The following is a 17,114-nucleotide window of genomic DNA, read 5'->3' as shown; positions in this document are numbered from 1 at the left end:
GGCTACCTCGGTCGGGCGGGAGAGTTGCCTGGTTCTAGGGCGCGCCGGCGGGTTCGAAGCTGGCGAGCATTTCTTCCAGGGCGCGCTGGTCGGGTCCGACGAAGGGGTCGGAGGCCGGTGCCACGGCGAGCATGTCGAGGAACTCGGTCGTCTGGCCGGTGGCCGGTGGCAGGTGGGTGCTCAGAATGACGGTCGGATCCATGGCGCGCAGTGGCTCGACGGTGCCCAGGTAGGCAGCCCGGTCCACGTTGTGCACCCAGGGGCTGTCGATGGTCGCCCACAACAGTTGACCACCGCGAAGCGCGTCCCGGGGAATGTCCCTGACCTCGCTGCCGCCGGCCAACTCGGCGGACGGCAAAGGTGCGCCGAAACAGTCGGAGCTGAAGCAGGCTCCCGAGAGGTCGTCGTAGAAACCGACCGTCGCAGGACTGTCGAACAACGGCGGGCGGAAGCCCGTCAGCGTGCGGTCGCCCACGTCGAGTGATTGGCCGGGGTTGAGCAGGTACACCCGGTCCATCGGCAGCGGCCGTTCCGTCGACATGATCCCGGCGCCCAGGTAGGTGGTGACGACCCGCGCCTGCGGTGCCGCTTCGAGCAGCTCGAACAGTGCGCCGGTATGGTCGCGGTCCGGGTGAGTCAGCCAGATCCAGCGGACGTCCTTCGGATCGACAACCGAGCCGAGCGCGTCCATGAAGCCGCGATCGGGCAGGCTGAGACCGGTATCGACGACGACGGGCTCGGCCGCCTGCAGGACGAATGCATTCACGGCCAGAAAGCCGATCCCTGGTACCTCGAGTTGGTCGTTCAAGACGCTGATATCGCGCGCGACGCGGTGGATTTCCATCTGAGCCCCCGATTGACTGCTGGCTGCCGCCTTTAAGCGGATCGTCTGCCGCGTCGAGCTGTGTGTCAACACCTGGGCGACCACCACCGATGGTGGCTGAACCTTTACTGAATCGGCCTGCAGCAAAGGGCATCCATGCACTATCCAGGGACAGCGGAGTTGTCGTCGGCAACAAGCTCTCGCAGTGAGCCGTCGACGGTGACGCCCTCGGCCGTGACGCCCCCGGCCAATAGGGTGCCGGGGTGGATGCCCGGTTGATCGTGGTGCGTGGAAACTCAGGGTCGGGGAAGAGCTCGGTGGCGGAGGGGATTCGGAAGGCGAGCAGTCAGCGGGTCGCGTGGATCGAGCAGGACCACATAAGGCGCACGGTGTTCGGCGAGCTGGAGGAGCCGGATGGCGCGAACATCACCGCCATCGAGCAGCTCGCCGATCTCGCGCTGAGCCGGGGATTTCACGCGGTTGTCGAGGGCATCCTCCCGACCGTCCGGTACGGCGAGATGTTGGCGCGCCTGGCTCGCCGGCACCCCGGACCGCAGTACTGGTACTACCTCGACATCCCCTTCGAGGAAACGGTCCGGCGGCACGCCACCCGGTTGAAGGCGGCCGCGTTCGACCCCGAGGCGATGCGCGAGTGGTACCGCCACCGCGACCTGCTCACCTCACCCACCGAGACCGTCATCGACGAGTTGAGCACACTCGACGAGACCGTCGACCGGATCGTCGGGGAGTCAGGGGTGAGGTGACAGCGGACCGCCAGACCATCGATCGGCGCCGCGTGGTACCTAGAGCGAGCCCAGGTCTTCGAAGATCAGGGCTGTGCGGGTGGCGAGGACTTCGGGGATGGCCTGGAGCTTTTCCAGGACTACTCGGCGGAGGCCTTCGTTGTCGGCGGCTCGAACAAGCAGGATCGCGTCGAAGTCGCCGCCGACCAGAGCCATGTGCTTGACCTCGGGGATTGCCTGCAACTGGACGCGCAGAGTTCGCCAGGAGCTCTGGCGGAGACTGAGAGTCACGTACGCCGAGGTTGCCAGGCCGAGCTTGAGCGGGTCCACGGTCGCGGTGAATCCGGTGATCACACCCGTCCCGGTGAGGCGTTCGACCCGGGCGTAGGCGTTCGCACGGGAGATGTGCACCTGGTCGGCCAGCGCGCGGATCGAGAGGCGGCCGTCGCTGCTCAGCGCGGCCACGATCTGCCGGTCGATCTCGTCCAGGGCGGGAGCGACGACGATCTGTCCAGGTTCGACTGCGCCGAGCAGCTCGTCATCGGACATTCTGCAGCTCCCAAGCGCTCGATCAGACCATAAGTCTCGCGATTCTCCCAGCTATGGATCCGAATGGCCAGAAGTATGACGATGAGGCATCCGTCCGTCTCCTGCGCAGGAGGGTCCATGACCACCGTCGAGGAGCGTTTGCTCCCCTCCGCCGAACCCGTCCAGTTGATCGACGAGCACGGCGTGCCGCACGACCATCCGCAGTACCGGTTGCCCCGGGAGCGGATGCTGGTCGATGGCTACGCAGAGTTGGTCAAGGGGCGAAGGATCAACGATCAGGCCGGCGCGCTGGTCCGGCAGGGGCGGCTTGCGGTCTACCCGTCGTCGCACGGGCAGGAGGCCTGCCAGATTGCGGCCACCATGGTGCTGCAGGATCAGGACTGGCTCCTCCCGACCTACCGAGACACCGTCTCCATCATCAGCCGCGGCGTCGACCCGATCGAGACGTTGACGCTGCTGCGAGGCGACTGGCACTCCGGCTACGACCCGTACGCGCGGAACGTGGCTCCCCAGTCCACGCCGCTCGCGACGCAGTTGATCCACGCCGTCGGGGTCGCGCATGCCGCGATGCTGAAGGGCGAGGACACCGTGGTGATGGCGCTGTGCGGTGACGGCGCGACCAGCGAGGGCGATTTCCACGAGGCGCTGAACTTCGCCGCGGTGTTCCACGCGCCGGTGATCTTCTTCATCCAGAACAACGAGTACGCGATCTCGGTGCCGCTGGCCCGGCAGACCGTCGCGCCATCCCTTGCGCACAAGGGCATCGGGTACGGCGTACCTGCAGAACGGGCCGACGGCAACGACTTGGCCGGGCTGCTCGCAGTACTGGGTCAGGCGGTCGACAAGGCAAGAGCAGGGGAGGGGCCGCAGCTCATCGAGGCGCACACGTATCGCGTGCAGGCGCACACGAACGCAGACGACGCCACCCGCTACCGCAACGACGAGGAGGTCACTCCGTGGCTCGAGCGTGATCCGCTGAAGCGCCTTGAGGCCTACCTCGTCCAGCGGGGTCTTCTCGATGATGCGCAGAAGCAGGCCGCAGCGGCTGCTGCGGACGAGGCCGCCGAGGAACTACGGATCGGCCTGATGCAGGAGGTCCAGCCTGATCCGGCGGAGCTCTTCGAGCATCTGTACGCGGAGAAGACGCCGCAGTTGAAGGAGCAGGCCGCGTTCCTGCAGGACGAGCTGACGCGAGAGGAGGCCTGATCATGACGCACGTGAAACTCACGATGGCGCAAGCGCTGAACCAGGCGTTGCGCGATGCGATGAAGGCCGACGACACCGTGCTGATGTTCGGCGAGGACGTCGGCGCTCTCGGCGGGGTCTTCCGGATCACCGACGGGTTGACCGCGGAGTTCGGCGAGGAGCGTTGTTTCGACACTCCGTTGGCCGAGTCCGGCATCGTCGGGATGGCCGTCGGCCTCGCGATGAACGGAATGCGCCCTGTCGTGGAGATGCAGTTCGACGCGTTCGGCTACCCGGCCTTCGAGCAGGTGGTCAGCCACGTCGCGAAGATGCGGAACCGCACCCGCGGCAAGGTCACGCTGCCGATGGTGATCAGGATGCCGTACGCCGGTGGTATCGGCGGGGTGGAACACCACTGCGACTCGTCCGAGAGCTACTACGCGCACACACCGGGCCTGACCGTGGTCGCGCCGGCCACCGTGGCGGACGCGTACACCTTGTTGCGCAGGGCAATCGAGTTCCCCGACCCGGTGATCTTCCTGGAGCCGAAGAAGCTGTACTGGGCCAAGGAAGAGGTCGACCTGACCGTCGACGAGGCCGGGATCGGGAAGGCCGTCGTACGCCGGACAGGAAGCGATGCGACGCTGATCGCGTATGGCCCGTCTGTGCCGATCGCGCTGGAAGCCGCCGAGGTGGCTGCCGCTGAAGGACGCCGGCTGCAGGTGGTCGACCTGCGTTCGATCGTGCCGTTCGACGACGAGACCGTCTGCGCGGCGGTCCGCAGTACGGGCCGGGCCGTGGTGGTCGCCGAGGCGAGCGGGTTCGCGAGCGTGTCCTCCGAGATCGTTGCCCGGGTCACCGAACGGTGCTTCCACTCGCTGGCGGCGCCGATCCGCCGGGTGACCGGGTTCGACATTCCGTACCCGCCGCCGAAGCTGGAGCGCCACCAGTTGCCGGGCGTGGATCGCATCCTCGACGCGGTGGACGATCTGCAGTGGGAGGACTCGTGACGACCCAGACCTTCCTGCTGCCCGATCTGGGTGAAGGCCTGACCGAGGCCGAGATCGTCCGCTGGCTGGTTGCCGTGGGCGACGTTGTTGCCGTTGACGCGCCGGTCGCCGAGGTCGAGACCGCCAAGTCGATCGTCGAGGTTCCCTCTCCGTATGCGGGCGTGGTCGCTGAGCTGCACGGTGTCGAGGGCGGCACAGTCGATGTCGGGAAACCTCTCATCACGATCGCCGCTGAGCCTGTCCCCGCGGCGGAGACCTACCGCCAGGAGGAGAAGGCCGGCTCAGGCAACGTCCTGATCGGCTATGGAACCCCACAAGCGGGTGGTGTGGCGCGGCGACGGAGATCTCGCGGTGTGAACGGTTCCGTGGGATTGGCCGAGACGGTTGTCGCCGAGCCCGTGCGGCCCGCGGTTCCGTTGGTGATTTCACCGCTGGTACGGCGACTGGCCCGCGACGCGAAGGTGGATCTGCATGCGTTGACAGGGTCCGGCGCCGGCGGGGTGATCACCCGACGCGACGTCGAGGCGGCGATCACCTTGAACGAGCCGGCATCAGCGACGGCTCCGGCTGAGGCCGCGCCGTCGACTGCTCCGGCGCATGCCGAGGCGGCAATTGCTCCCGCGCAGGCCGTGCCGGTAACTGGTCCCGCGCAGGCCGTGCCGGTAGCTGGTCGTGCCGAGGCCGTGCCGGCAACTGCTCCCGCGCGGGCGGAGCCGGCAACTGGTCGTGCTGAGGCCGTGCCGGCGACTCGTCGGACTGAGGCCGCGGTGGATGCGCTGGCGGCTGGGGCTGCGGTGGTTGCGGCGTCCGGTGGCGCTGCGGGGGCGGATTTGCGGACTGGGTTGGGTGAGCTGCGGCGGATTCCGATGAGTGGGTTCCGGAAGGCTGTGGCTGCGACTCTGAGCCGGAGTCGGGCTGAGATTCCCGAGGCGACCACCTGGGTGGACGTGGACGCGACCGAGCTGATGGAGCTGCGGGAGTCCTTGCGTACGGCAACCGATCCGGGACCCGGTCTGCTGGCGTTGATGGCTCGGTTTGTGGTGGCCGGGCTGCAGAAGTACCCGGAGCTGAACGGTTTCGTCGACACCGAGCATGAGGAGCTGGTCCAGTACGACGGAATCAACCTCGGCCTGGCGGCGCAGACCGAGCGCGGACTCGTAGTACCGGCTGTTGCTGGTGCGCACGCGATGACCACGCGCGGGTTGGACGCGGAGATCCGGCGGTTGACGGCGTCGGCGCGGGACGGGCGGCTGACGGCTCGGGAGTTGTCGTGCGGCACGTTCACGCTGAACAACTACGGCAGTTTCGGCGTCGACGGCAGCGCGGCGATCATCAACCACCCGCAGGTCGCGATCCTCGGCGTCGGTCGCATCATCGACCGGCCCTGGGTCGTCAACGGCGAGATCACCGTCCGCAAACTCACCCAGCTCTCCCTCGTCTTCGACCACCGAGTCTGCGACGGCGGCCTGGCCGCAGCGTTCCTCCGTTTCGTAGCCGACGCCTTCGAACACCCCACCTCAGCCTTCGCCGACCTCTGACACAAACACCTCCCACACCGGTCCGGATGCCAGTTCCCGCCTCGACTTGCTGTGGGCGCGGCCAGTTCCCGGGTCGACCCGCCCTCGGCGCGGCCTGTTCCCGGCTTGGCTCGCTCGGATCCGCGACTTCCCGGTTCGACTTGCCGTGGGTGCGGCCTGTTGCCGGGTCGACCCGCCCTCGGCGCGGCCACTTCCCGGCTCGACCCGCCCGGATCCGCTCACTACCCGGATGGACCCGCCGAATTTCCTCGGTCGGTACGGCGCGTCGGTCCGGTAGGTGGAGACCTGGAGGCGTGTCGAGCCGGGAAGTGGAAGCCGGTCTGGCCGGTGGAGCCGGGGACCGGGGTGCGCCTACTCGTCTGCCCGGTGGGCCTCAACCCGGCTGTGCGGTCGTTAAGATCCGTGCTCGTCCATACGGCTCGGGAGTCTGCCTTCGACCGCACGAGCCGCGGGAGTGGGTCACTTTGTGCACCGCCCAGTCAAGGGCGTGCAACTGACTGAGCCGTGGCCCAAAGTGGCTCGGCCCTGGCTCTAGGCGCCCGACCGCAGTCTTGGACGCCGGACCTCGGCCCTCGGCCCTCGGACCGTAGTCCTCCTCGGACGGCGGATCTCGCACCTCGTGCCTCGCCCTCGGCCCTCGTGCCTCGGCCTTCGACGCCGGCCCTCGCTCCTCGGCCTTCGACGCCGGCCCCCCTCTCGGATCTCGGACCTCGGCGCCGGCCCTCGACCTCGGCCCTCGGCCCTTGGGGCCTCGGATCTCGGCCCGCAGCCCCCGCCCCCCGGGCGTCGACCCTGACCCCCGGCCGTCGACGCCGGACCCCAGCCCTCGCATCTCGGCCCCCGCCCCCGGGGCCGAGGGTCGGTAGTCGCTCGTCGTACCTGGGTAAGCGGGTCAGGAGAGTTGGCGGGGGCGGAGGCCGATGAGGATGGCTCGTAGGCCGGCGGCGAAGCGGGCTTGCGGGCCTGAGAGGTCTTCGCGGTTGAGGTAGGCGGCGAGAGTGGCCGCGCCTACGCCCAGCTGGTCGCCGGCGGCGGATGTCCATTGGCGTTCGGTCAGGCCGCTGCGGCGCACTGTCGCGGTCCAGGCGGCGTCCGTGACAGCTGCGCCGACCACATAGTGGAAGACGGCCGACACCGCAGCGTCCAGGTGGACGCCTCTGAAGCGAGCCGCGCTCAAGATGGTCAGGATTCGCTCGGCATACGCCTGGTAGTTCGGCCCCAGCCCGGCGTGGCTCGCCAGCAACTGCGGTGCCCACGCGTGCTCAGCTAGCACCTCGTACGCCGCCAGCGCCAGGACCGTCAGCTGGTCGCGCCAATCGCCGTCGTCAGCCGGTACGAGGGCTTCGCCGATCACCGCGTCGACCGCTAGCTCGAGCAGGTCGTTCTTGTTTGCCACCCGCCAGTACAGCGCGGACGTCGCGGCCGTGCCGAGCTCCGCCGCCATCCGGCGCATCGACAGCTTCTCCAGGCCATCTCGATCAAGGATCCCGATCGCCGCCCGGACGATGTCGTCCCGGCTCAGCGGCGCTCGCGTCTCCGTCGCCTCGGCGCGCAGCCAGACCGATCCCAGCACCGTCTTCTCGTCTGCTTCACGCGCCACACAGCGAAACAATACAGTGTTCCACACTTTAAAACGCTGTATCAGCTCCTTGCGTCCGAGGAAGTCGAGGGCCTGCCCGCCAGTCGTTCGGACGCAAGCGGTGAGGGAGGAGGCGGTGAGGGAGGAGGCGGTGAGGGCGCAGGCGGGGAGGGCGCAGGCGGTGGGGGCGCAGGCGGTGGGGGAGGAGGCCGGTCCCCGTGGGACCGGCCTCCTCGGCGGGAGTCAGCTGTTGATCTGCGTCTGCAGGGCTGTCGCGTACGTCGCGACCTCGGCGTACACGCCCGGGTTCCCGGCGTCGGCGCAGCCGATACCCCACGAGACGACGCCGAACAGCCGGCCGTTCAGGACGAGCGGGCCGCCCGAGTCGCCCTGGCAGGAGTCCTTGCCGCCCTGCTTGTACCCGGCGCAGATCTCGCCATTCGCCACGTAGCCCTCGCTGGCGTACACCTGACCGCAGTACGAGTCGCCGAGCACGGGGACGAGCACCTTCTGGAAGCGATCCGCCGGACCGGTGCCCTCGGTATCGCCCCAGCCGTACACCGTCGACTGGGCGCCGACTGCATCCGCTGCGCGGCTCGTCTCGAGCGGGAGAGTGGCGACGCCGGTGAACGGCGTGGTCAGCGTCAGTACTGCGACGTCGTGGCCGCCGACCTGGCCGTACTGCGGGTCCTTCCAGATCTTGGAGATCTTCGAGGTCTTGCCAGTCGTCGTGTTCAGGTTGTCCCGGCCCTGGATCGCCGTGTACGTGCTGATCGGCTGGGTGACGCAGTGTGCTGCGGTGACCAGTTTGTTCGCCTTCACCAGGGTGGCGCCGCAGTACTGGCCGCTCGGGACCGGGGACCGGCTGTTGTTCAGCGCGATCGCCCACGGCGCCTGCGCGGTGCTGGCCAGCGAACCGCCGACGATGTTCGTCGAGGGTGGTGGCGTCCGGGCCTCGGCCGTGCCGACGGCGCCGGCCGAAGCCACGGCGACGACGGCGGCGACCAGAGCCGCGCGGGCGAACTTGAGTTTTCCTGTCATGCCTCACACTCCAGGGTGATCTCGGGCTGCTCGGGCGAAGCAGCCTCTGACGCAGAAGAGTCACTCGTGCACGCTGGGTAGCGCAAGCGATTGATTGGGCACATCGGTGACGGCGCAGTGCTGTGTCACCGACTTAAGTCGCACGAGCCGGGACCTCGGAACGATGAATCGCCCGCCGCGACGCCGAAAACTCGTGCCCATGACCGAAGACAGCAGCACTCCCACGTCCTCCGGGCGGATCAACCGGACCCAGTTCCTGCAACGAGCAGCCGCCCTCGGCCTGCTCACGACCGTCGGTTCATCCCTGCCCGCCGCCGCCACCCGTGGCCCGGCCTCCGGAACCGCCGCGGCAGAGCCCGCAGTACAAGCGAGAGGCGCGGCGCAAGGGCCGGTACTGCGGGGGCTCGGGTTCAAGGGGGTTGCGTATGACACCGGCACCGGGTTCATCGGTGATGACAGCCGCGTGCTCTGGCGGACGAGCATCATGCGCGGCGAGATCAGAGCGATCCGCGAGCGGCTGCACGCGAACTGGGTGAGTATCTACGGCAGCGACGTCAAGCGAATGACCGAGACCGCGACCGAGGCGCTCCGGCAGGGCCTGAAGGTGTCGATTCAGCCCAGGTCGTTCGACGAGCCGCAGGAGGCCGCGCTGGAGAAGTTGCGTCAGACGGCTGTCGTGGCAGAGCGGCTGCGGCGTCGCCACGGACCCGAGGTGATCCTCGTCATCGGCTGCGAGTTCATGCTGTTCACGCCGGACATCGTGCCGGGGGCGAACTTCTTCGAGCGGGTGGAGTACCTGACCAAGGGCGAATTCGACCTGAGAGAGTTGCAGCGGAAACTCCTTGCCTACACGGCAAAAGCGGTCTCCGTTGCCCGGGGCAACTTTCGTGGGCGGATCACCTACGGTGCGGCTTCTGACCTTGAGCAGATCGACTGGTCGCTGTTCGACATCGTGGGCCTGGACTACTACTCCTACCACGAGGATCGGGCGGACCACTCGAAGGAACTGGCGCCGTTCCGGCGGTGGGGAAAGCCGATCCTGATCCTGGAGTTCGGCTGCTGCACCTTCACGGGTGCGCCCGAGCTGGGTGGGATGGGCTGGGAGATCGTCGACTACGAGGTGGACCCGCCGCAGATCAAGGACGGGTATGTCCGGGACGAGCAGGCGCAGGCCGACCACCTGCGCACCATGCTCGAGGTCTTCGAAGCCGAAGGGTTCCTGGGCGCCTCGCCGTACACGTTCATCTCACCCGACGCCCCGCATCGGCCAGAGCGGAAGTACGACGAGGACATCGCCGCTTTCAGTCTGTGCAAGGTGATCCGGCGACGCTCGGACGATCCGGCCTCGTCTTACCGGTGGGAGCTGAAAGAGTCGTTCACTGCCGTGAGTGGGTTCTACTCCAGGAGGTGAGACCTCAGGCGATGAAGGTGTTCGGGTGGGTCCCGGTGCGTTGGTCGGGGTCGGGGGTGGCGATCGAAGCGAGGTCTAGTACTGCGTCCAGGTAGTCGGCGACCTCGTCGCGGTTTCGGGCGAGCCGGCAGTTGGGTCCGGGTGGTCGTGCGGGAGGAGGACACTGGGATCAACGCGACAGGGGGTGCCTGATGGCACGAAGACGCAACAACCGGAAGGCCTACTTCTGGCTGATGGGGACCTGTATCGGGTTGATCGCCATCGCCTGGTTCGTGGTCCGGTTGTTCTCGATCCCGGTCGCGATCGGGATGAGCGCGGTGGCCGCTGTGATCCCGCCCGTCGCAGTCGTGGTCGCCAACCGCCCGGAGGACTGAGAATCAGGGCTGGGAGAGGCGGTCCGCTGGGGTGGGGTCCAGGAAGAGATGGCGGACGATGGGGAATTCCTGCCGGAGCTGCTGATCGATCTGCTCGGCGAGTAGTTCGACCGTGGCCGCGGAAGCGGAGTCGTCCAGGTCGACCTGGGCCACCACGAGTACCTGGTCGGGGCCAAGTCGCATGGTGAGGACATCGAGGACCTCGTCGATACCGGGACTCTTGGCGATCTCGGCGCGGATCCGCTCCACCAACTCGTCCGGCAGTCCCTTGCCGATCAGCATCGTCATGTTGTCGCGGCCGAGCACGAAGGCGATCACGATCAGCAGGACGCCGATGGCGATCGAGGCGGCGCCGTCGAAGTACTCCACGCCGGTGACCGCGCTGAGGGTGACCCCGATGGCGGCCAGCACCAGGCCGATCAGCGCCGCCGTGTCCTCGAAGGCGACCGTCTTGACGGCTGGTTCGGCGTCCTCTCGCAGGTGTTGGAGCGTCGGGACCCGGCGGGCCGCGGCCTCCCGGCGTAGCTGCCGAAACGCTTTGAGCCAGGAGATGCCTTCGAAGACGAACGAGACGCCGAGGACGGCGTAAACGATCACCAGTTCCGCGATCGGTTCAGGGTGGACGAGCGCGCGGATGCCTTCGATCATCGAGAAGCCGGCGCCGAGGACGAAGATGCCGACCGCGGCCAGCAACGACCAGAAGTACCGCTCCTTGCCGTAGCCGAAGGGATGGCGTGCATCGGCCGGTCGCCGGCTCCGCCTCAGCGCGGCCAGCAGAAAGACTTGGTTGAGAGTGTCTGCCACCGAGTGCGCGGCCTCAGCGAGCAGGGCCGTCGAACCAGAGAGCAGCCCGGCGATGGCCTTGGAGATCGCTATCGCCAGATTGGCCGCGCCGGCCAGCAGTACAGTGCCCTCGGATTCGTCAGCCATCAACCCGTCGCAGTGCCCGATCAGCTCGTCGCCCAAACTGCCGTGTCGTCCTGAACTCGATGAATGGGGTGGCAAGAGGATCCGGCGCGGCACGCGTGGTCGGGGTCAGCATCCGGCCGACGGTGGATCTGCATGGCAACACGTGCCCGTCGCGCCGGACCGCGATCATCCCCTGACGTTTGTGGCATGCTCCGGGCTGTGTCAGGTCAAGGATCGGTTCGCGGGCCGTCGGGTCGAGGGGCGGCAGGTCAAGGGGCGTCGGGTCCGGCGGCAGGTCAGGGCGCGGGCCGGGTGCTCGGGGCGAACCTGCGCGCGCGGCGGGACGAGCAGGGCATCTCGCTGTCGGAACTGGCGCGCAGGTCCGGGATCGCCAAGGGCACGCTGTCTCAGTTGGAGTCCGGAGCGGGCAATCCCACCATCGAGACGGTGTTCAGTCTGTCGAACGCTCTCGGCGTCCCGGTGTCCTCTCTGCTGAACGAGCCGCCGGCATCTGACCTGGTCGTCGTCCGCTCGGCCGAGGTCGACGTGCTGAGCGGCGACGCGGTCGATCTGCGCATGCTGCGCCGGCTGGAGCACCCGGGCAGTCTGTTCGAGATCTACGACCAGCGGATCCGGCCGGGCGCCATCCAGCACTCGACGGGTCACCCCGGCACCGAACACCACGTCGTACTGTCTGGCCGGTTGCGGCTCATGAGTCGCGGGCGGACACACGAGATCGGGCCGGGAGACTACTTGGCGTTCCGGGCTGACGGGCCGCATGAATACGAGGCCCTGGACGGCCTGGTCGCCTCGGTGCTGTTGCTCGAGTACCCCTCTGACCTGACCACCCCCGCGCTCACCGCGATCCATCCACCGGCCTGAAGTCCTGAACCCATTGACCGCGGGACCCGGGCGAGCCTACGCTCGAAGCGTTCATTTTACTGAACGCTAGCGAGGTGCCCGGATGTCCCTGTCGATCGACGCCGACGTGGTTGTCGTCGGCGCGGGCATCGTCGGCGCCGCCTGTGCCGAGGCCCTGTCGGCGGCAGGCGTGCGGGTGGTCGTGGTCGACCGTGGCGCCCCGGCCGGTGGAACCACCGCGGCCGGCGAGGGCAACATCCTCGTCTCCGACAAGGAACCAGGTCCCGAACTCGACCTGGCGATCGCGTCCCGCCGCGAGTGGCCCGCAGTACTGGCTCGGCTGCCGGAGACGGTCGCGGATGTGGAGTGGGAGTCCAAGGGTGGGCTGGTCGTGGCGACCACCGACCCCCAGCCGCTCGAGGACTTCGCCGCTGCCCAGCGAGAGGCGGGCGTCGATGCCCAGGTGATCACGCCGGCGGATGCCTTCGAGCTTGAACCTCTGCTCACTCGTGCGGTGACGGCCGGCGTCTACTACCCCGAAGACGCTCAGCTTCAACCAGTGCTCGCGGCCACGGCTCTGCTGGCCGCAGTACGGGCTGGTGGCGGCGAGGTGCGGGCTGGCGTCACCGCTTTGTCCGTACGCCGGTCCGCGGCGGGGCGGGTGATCGGGTTGGAGACGAATGCCGGCGTGATCCGCTGTTCGGCGGTGCTGAATGCGTGTGGACCCTGGGCTGGTTCGTTCAGCAAGTCGGCCGGCGGTCCGATCCAGGTGCTGCCGCGGCGGGGGATGATCCTCGTGACCGCGCCGCTGCCCGAATGCGTACGGCACAAGGTCTACGACGCGGACTATGTGGGCGCGGTCGGCAGCGGTGAGGCAGACCTGCAGACCTCGACGGTGGTGGAATCCACCCGGGGCGGCACAGTCCTGATCGGGTCTAGCCGGGAGCGGATCGGGTTCGACGACACCATCAGGGTTCGGGTGCTTCGAGAGTTGGCGCGCAAGGCGATCGGCCTGTTCCCGTTCCTCGGCGATGTGCCGGTGATGCGTGCGTATGGGGGATTTCGGCCGTATGCGCCGGACCACCTACCGGTGATCGGGCCGGATCCCCGCATCGAAGGACTCTGGCACGCGACAGGCCACGAGGGTGCGGGCATCGGCCTGGCGGCATCCACCGGCCGGCTGATCACCGAACTCTTCCTCGGCCTTCATCCTCATGTCGACCCCAAGCCCTTCCGGGTGGACCGCCCAGCCGTCCTCTCGCCCGCGCCCGCGGAACCGGTCGCCGCGCGGACCTCCGGCGGGACCTCATGAGCCCGTTTCTCCGGTCCCCGGAAGGCGATCCGGCCCAGCCGCACCCGGAGGACGCCGTACGGATCGTTGTCGACGGCGAGCCGGTCGACGCCCTTCCCGGCCAAACCGTCGCAGCAGCCTTGATGGCGACCGGCCGCGACTCCTGGCGAACGACCCGTACTACGGGCCGCCCGCGCGGCGTCTTCTGCGGTATCGGCGCCTGCTTCGACTGCCTGGTCGTCGTCAACGGAATCCCCGACGTCCGAGCCTGCCAACGAACCATCACCCCCGCCGACGCCATCACCACCCAACCCGGCGCGATCCTTCCCCACCCAACCCTTGCGTCCGAACAACCGCGGGGCGGGACCCTCACCCCTTCGGACGCAAGCGGTGGCGGCGTGGTGGTCGTCGTGGGGGCGGGGCCTGCTGGGATGAGCGCTGCGCGGGCGGCTGCTGATGCCGGGGTCGAGGTGTTGTTGGTGGACTCCGGAACCCAGGTGGGCGGACAGTTCCATCGGCAGTTGCCGCAGGAGTTCCACGCGGCGCGACCCGAACGCCTTCAACACAACTGGACCACCTTCACCCGCCAACGCGACCGTATCGCCACCCACAACCGAATCACCCACCTCGCTGAGACTTCGGTCTGGGCGATCGAACCGGGAACCGCCCGCGAGGGGGATGGCACGCTGCGGTTGTGGTTGCAGACCGGGGCTGCGGATGCGCCCGGTCGGCGAGTTCAGGCTGTCGAAGCCGAGGCTGTGGTGCTGGCGGCGGGTGCGTATGACCGGGTGCTGCCCTTCCCCGGCTGGGACCTGCCGGGCGTCTACAGCGCGGGTGCGGCGCAAGCTCTCGCGAAAGGCCAACGGATCGGGATCGGCAACCGGGTTGTCATCGCCGGCACCGGACCGTTCTTGCTGCCGGTCGCGGAATCGCTGCTGAGCGTTGGTGCAGAGGTCGTTGGGCTGCTGGAGGCCAACAGGCTGCCGACGATCCTCAAGGGCTGGCTGACCGACCCGCTCGTTGCCTTGAGCAAGCTCAGAGAAGCGTTCGCCTACGCCGCACTGCTCGGCCGCCGCGGCATACCTCTTCATCATGGGCGAGCCGTGATCGCCGCTCACGGACAAGACCGGGTGGAAGCCGTCACCACTGCCAAGCTCGACCGGACCTGGCGGGCGATCCCCGGCACCGAGCAACAGCTGGAAGTCGACGCCGTGTGCGTCGGTTTCGGCTTCACCGCTCAACTCGAACTGGCGGTCGCGGCGGGTTGCAACCTCGGCGCCGGACCCGACGGAGGTCCAGCGGTCGTTGTCGACGCCAACCAGCAGACCTCTATCCCCGGAGTCTTCGCCGCCGGAGAACTCACCGGCATCGGCGGAGCAGACCTGGCGGCTGCCGAGGGCCAAGTCGCGGGCGCATCCGCTGCAGCACTCCTAATGACCTCACGTCAAGCTGTAGCGGGCGACGGCAGGTCGCGTCCAGCCGCAGCGGAGCGGACGGAGTCGAAAGCAGCTGTTGCGGCCCGGCGGAAAGTTGCCAAGGGCAAGAGGTTTGCGGTTGCGCTGGCGAAGGCGTATCCGGTTCAGTCGGACTGGCAGAGCTGGAGCGACGAATCCACGGTGGTCTGTCGCTGCGAGGAAGTCCGCCGGGGTGAGATCGAGGACGCTCTGGACCAGCGGGATGTCAACGGAATGCGCAGCCTCAAGCTGACCACCCGCGTCGGGCTGGGGCTGTGCCAGGGCCGCGTCTGCTCCCGCACCGCCGCAGACCTCGCCGCTACGCGCCAGGCCGTAGTGCGGGCTGACTACAGCAGGCCGGTTGCCCAGCCGGTTCGGCTCAGGGATTTGGCCGATATTCAGGAGGAAATGTGAGCGAGAAGCTTGATGGCGTGATTGTGGCGACCGCACTGCCGTATGCGGAGGATGCGGGGGCGCCTGCGGGCTTGCGGCCTGACTTTGATCGGTATGCGGAGCACTGTCGGTGGTTGATCGAGAGCGGCTGTCGTGGCGTCGGGCCGAACGGATCGTTGGGCGAGTACAGCTCGTTGACCGATGACGAGCGGCGGCAGGTTGCCAGGACTGCGATCGAGGCTGTCGGCAACGACGGGATCGTCGTGGTCGGCGTGCACGGTGCCGGGGCTCACCAGGCGCGGAGCTGGGCGGAGAAGGCGGCTGAGGATGGGGCTGACGGCGTGCTGTGCCTGCCGCCGACGATGTACCGGGCGAACCGGTCCGAGGTGATCCACCACTACACCGAAGTCGCCAAGGCCGGTTTGCCGGTGATGATTTACAACAACCCCCACGACACCAAGGTCGACCTGACGCCGGAGCTGCTCGGCGAGCTCGCGCAGATCGAGAACCTCGTTGCCGTGAAGGAGTTCTCCGGCGATGTCCGGCGCATCCTCGAGATCCGCGAACTGGCGCCGAGCCTCACCGTCGTCGCGGGCGCCGACGACCTGACCTTGGAGGCGCTGCTGATGGGCGCGACCGGTTGGTTCGCGGGATTCCCGAACGTGTTCCCCGCGGAGTCCGTCCGGCTCTTCGACCTCGCAGTACAAGGGGACTTGCCGGCAGCAAGGGCGCTCTATGAGCCGCTGGTCGCTGCATTCCGGTGGGACTCGCGCGTCGAGTTCGTCCAGGCGATCAAGTTCGGCATGGACTACATCGGCCGGTACGGCGGTCCGTGCCGCCCGCCGCGCGGGCCGCTCGTGCCCGAGCATCTCGCCCAGTTGGAGCAGGACATGAAAATGGCAGTGGAGTCACTGGCATGAGGTCCATCCGCACCCTGAGCGCGATCGACTCCCACACCGAGGGCATGCCGACCCGCGTCATCACCGGCGGCGTCGGCGTCATCCCCGGTACGACGATGGCCGAGCGGCGCGAGTACTTCCTCGCGCACGACGACGACCTCCGCTTGTTCCTGATGAACGAACCGCGCGGGCACTCGGCGATGAGCGGCGCGATCCTGCAGCCCCCGACCCGGCCCGATGCCGATTGGGGTGTGCTCTACATCGAGGTGTCCGGGTGCCTGCCGATGTGTGGGCACGGCACGATCGGGGTCGCCACCGTGCTGGTCGAGTCCGGCATGGTCAAGGTCACCGAGCCGATCACCCAGGTCCGGCTGGACACCCCGGCCGGGCTGGTCGTCGCGGAGGTTGCTGTGAGCAACGGTCGGGCCGAGCACGTGACGATCCAGAACGTGCCGGCCTACTCGCATGCGCTGGATGCCACGGTCAAGGTCGACGGCCTGGGGGAGATCACCTACGACCTGGCCTACGGCGGCAACTTCTACGCGATCCTGCCCTTGGAGCAGCTCGGCATCCCGTTCGACCGGGCGGAGAAGGATCGCATCCTGCAGGCGGGGCTGGACATCATGGACGCCATCAACGCGACCGACCGGCCGGTGCACCCACTGGATCCGGGGATCAGCGGTTGCAAGCACGTCCAGTTCACCGCGCCGGGGGAGGATGGCAGCCACTCTCGCAACGCGATGGCAATCCATCCCGGCTGGTTCGACCGGTCGCCGTGCGGCACCGGGACCTGCGCGCGGATGGCGCAACTGCACGCCCGTGGTCAGCTCGGCCTGGACCAGGACTTCGTCAACGAGTCCTTCATCGGCACGCGCTTCACCGGCCGCCTGCTGTCGGAGATCGAGGTCGGCGACCGGCCGGGCGTCGTCCCCACGGTGACCGGGCGTGCTTGGATCACCGGCATGGGCCAGTACCTCCTAGACCCCACTGACCCGTTCCCCACCGGCTTCGTGCTCTGAACCAGAACGACCAGTGCCCCGCTTCCAGCGTCCTT

16 protein-coding genes are annotated in these 17,114 nt (G+C 68.1%); 11 read left to right on the top strand and 5 right to left on the bottom strand.

Features of this window, described 5'->3' with window-relative positions:
* Positions 1-34 precede the first annotated feature (34 nt).
* Positions 35-970 (bottom strand): MBL fold metallo-hydrolase, encoded by a 936-nt coding sequence (locus tag ABD210_RS12980; RefSeq protein WP_344111436.1) that lies wholly within the window; start codon positions 968-970, stop codon positions 35-37.
* Between the two features lie 116 nt (positions 971-1,086).
* Between ABD210_RS12980 and ABD210_RS12975 the strand changes: the two genes are divergently transcribed.
* Positions 1,087-1,587 carry an AAA family ATPase gene (locus ABD210_RS12975; RefSeq protein WP_344111435.1) on the top strand — a complete coding sequence of 167 codons (501 nt, stop codon included), beginning with the start codon at positions 1,087-1,089 and terminating at the stop codon, positions 1,585-1,587.
* A gap of 39 nt (positions 1,588-1,626) precedes the next feature.
* Here the strand turns inward: ABD210_RS12975 and ABD210_RS12970 are convergent, their stop codons facing one another.
* Entirely contained in the window at positions 1,627-2,115 is a 489-nt protein-coding gene (locus ABD210_RS12970; protein WP_344111434.1) for an Lrp/AsnC family transcriptional regulator, read from the bottom strand.
* Positions 2,116-2,232: 117 nt separating this feature from the next.
* On the opposite strand from ABD210_RS12970, the gene ABD210_RS12965 reads away from it, so the two are divergent.
* Genes ABD210_RS12965 through ABD210_RS12955 form a run of 3 tightly spaced genes read left to right on the top strand, consistent with a single transcriptional unit; the run spans position 2,233 to position 5,848 of the window.
* Positions 2,233-3,321: a thiamine pyrophosphate-dependent enzyme gene (locus tag ABD210_RS12965; protein WP_344111433.1), complete on the top strand. Its 1,089-nt coding sequence runs from the start codon at positions 2,233-2,235 to the stop codon at positions 3,319-3,321.
* A 2-nt stretch (positions 3,322-3,323) separates the two neighbouring features.
* Positions 3,324-4,310, top strand: coding sequence for an alpha-ketoacid dehydrogenase subunit beta (locus ABD210_RS12960; protein ID WP_344111432.1), 987 nt, complete (start codon positions 3,324-3,326; stop codon positions 4,308-4,310).
* A complete protein-coding gene (locus ABD210_RS12955) occupies positions 4,307-5,848 on the top strand; it encodes a dihydrolipoamide acetyltransferase family protein (protein ID WP_344111431.1) in 1,542 nt (513 codons plus the stop codon). Before ABD210_RS12960 ends, ABD210_RS12955 begins: the two co-directional genes overlap by 4 nt.
* Before the next feature lie 892 nt (positions 5,849-6,740).
* Here ABD210_RS12955 and ABD210_RS12950 read toward each other — a convergent pair.
* Positions 6,741-7,448: a TetR/AcrR family transcriptional regulator gene (locus ABD210_RS12950; RefSeq protein ID WP_344111429.1), complete on the bottom strand. Its 708-nt coding sequence runs from the start codon at positions 7,446-7,448 to the stop codon at positions 6,741-6,743.
* Positions 7,449-7,670: 222 nt separating this feature from the next.
* A complete protein-coding gene (locus ABD210_RS12945; protein WP_344111428.1) occupies positions 7,671-8,468 on the bottom strand; it encodes a S1 family peptidase in 798 nt (265 codons plus the stop codon).
* Positions 8,469-8,667: 199 nt separating this feature from the next.
* Between ABD210_RS12945 and ABD210_RS12940 the strand changes: the two genes are divergently transcribed.
* Positions 8,668-9,879, top strand: coding sequence for a glycoside hydrolase family 113 protein (locus ABD210_RS12940; RefSeq protein WP_344111427.1), 1,212 nt, complete (start codon positions 8,668-8,670; stop codon positions 9,877-9,879).
* 191 nt (positions 9,880-10,070) lie between these two features.
* Positions 10,071-10,253, top strand: coding sequence for a DUF3099 domain-containing protein (locus ABD210_RS12935; protein ID WP_344111426.1), 183 nt, complete (start codon positions 10,071-10,073; stop codon positions 10,251-10,253).
* Positions 10,254-10,256: 3 nt separating this feature from the next.
* Here the strand turns inward: ABD210_RS12935 and ABD210_RS12930 are convergent, their stop codons facing one another.
* Positions 10,257-11,219 (bottom strand): cation diffusion facilitator family transporter, encoded by a 963-nt coding sequence (locus ABD210_RS12930; RefSeq protein WP_344111425.1) that lies wholly within the window; start codon positions 11,217-11,219, stop codon positions 10,257-10,259.
* Positions 11,220-11,474: 255 nt separating this feature from the next.
* Between ABD210_RS12930 and ABD210_RS12925 the strand changes: the two genes are divergently transcribed.
* The 5 genes from ABD210_RS12925 to ABD210_RS12905 all read left to right on the top strand — a co-directional run bounded on the left by ABD210_RS12925 (position 11,475) and on the right by ABD210_RS12905 (position 17,079).
* The gene (locus ABD210_RS12925) at positions 11,475-12,044 is read left to right on the top strand and encodes a helix-turn-helix domain-containing protein (RefSeq protein ID WP_344111423.1); all 570 of its coding nucleotides are present in this window, start codon (positions 11,475-11,477) and stop codon (positions 12,042-12,044) included.
* A gap of 82 nt (positions 12,045-12,126) precedes the next feature.
* Positions 12,127-13,335, top strand: a complete 1,209-nt coding sequence (locus ABD210_RS12920) for an NAD(P)/FAD-dependent oxidoreductase (protein WP_344111422.1) — start codon at positions 12,127-12,129, stop codon at positions 13,333-13,335.
* The gene (locus ABD210_RS12915) at positions 13,332-15,182 is read left to right on the top strand and encodes an FAD-dependent oxidoreductase (protein ID WP_344111420.1); all 1,851 of its coding nucleotides are present in this window, start codon (positions 13,332-13,334) and stop codon (positions 15,180-15,182) included. The genes ABD210_RS12920 and ABD210_RS12915 overlap by 4 nt, the downstream gene beginning before the upstream one ends.
* Positions 15,179-16,081 (top strand): dihydrodipicolinate synthase family protein, encoded by a 903-nt coding sequence (locus tag ABD210_RS12910; RefSeq protein WP_344111418.1) that lies wholly within the window; start codon positions 15,179-15,181, stop codon positions 16,079-16,081. Before ABD210_RS12915 ends, ABD210_RS12910 begins: the two co-directional genes overlap by 4 nt.
* Positions 16,078-17,079 carry a proline racemase family protein gene (locus ABD210_RS12905; protein ID WP_344111417.1) on the top strand — a complete coding sequence of 334 codons (1,002 nt, stop codon included), beginning with the start codon at positions 16,078-16,080 and terminating at the stop codon, positions 17,077-17,079. Before ABD210_RS12910 ends, ABD210_RS12905 begins: the two co-directional genes overlap by 4 nt.
* Positions 17,080-17,114 lie beyond the last annotated feature (35 nt).

The sequence above is a fragment of the Kribbella alba genome, assembly GCF_039529635.1.
GTDB lineage: Bacteria > Actinomycetota > Actinomycetes > Propionibacteriales > Kribbellaceae > Kribbella > Kribbella alba.
The sequence above is the reverse complement of the archived record's forward strand: the minus strand, read 5'-3'. Positions and strand labels throughout refer to the sequence as shown.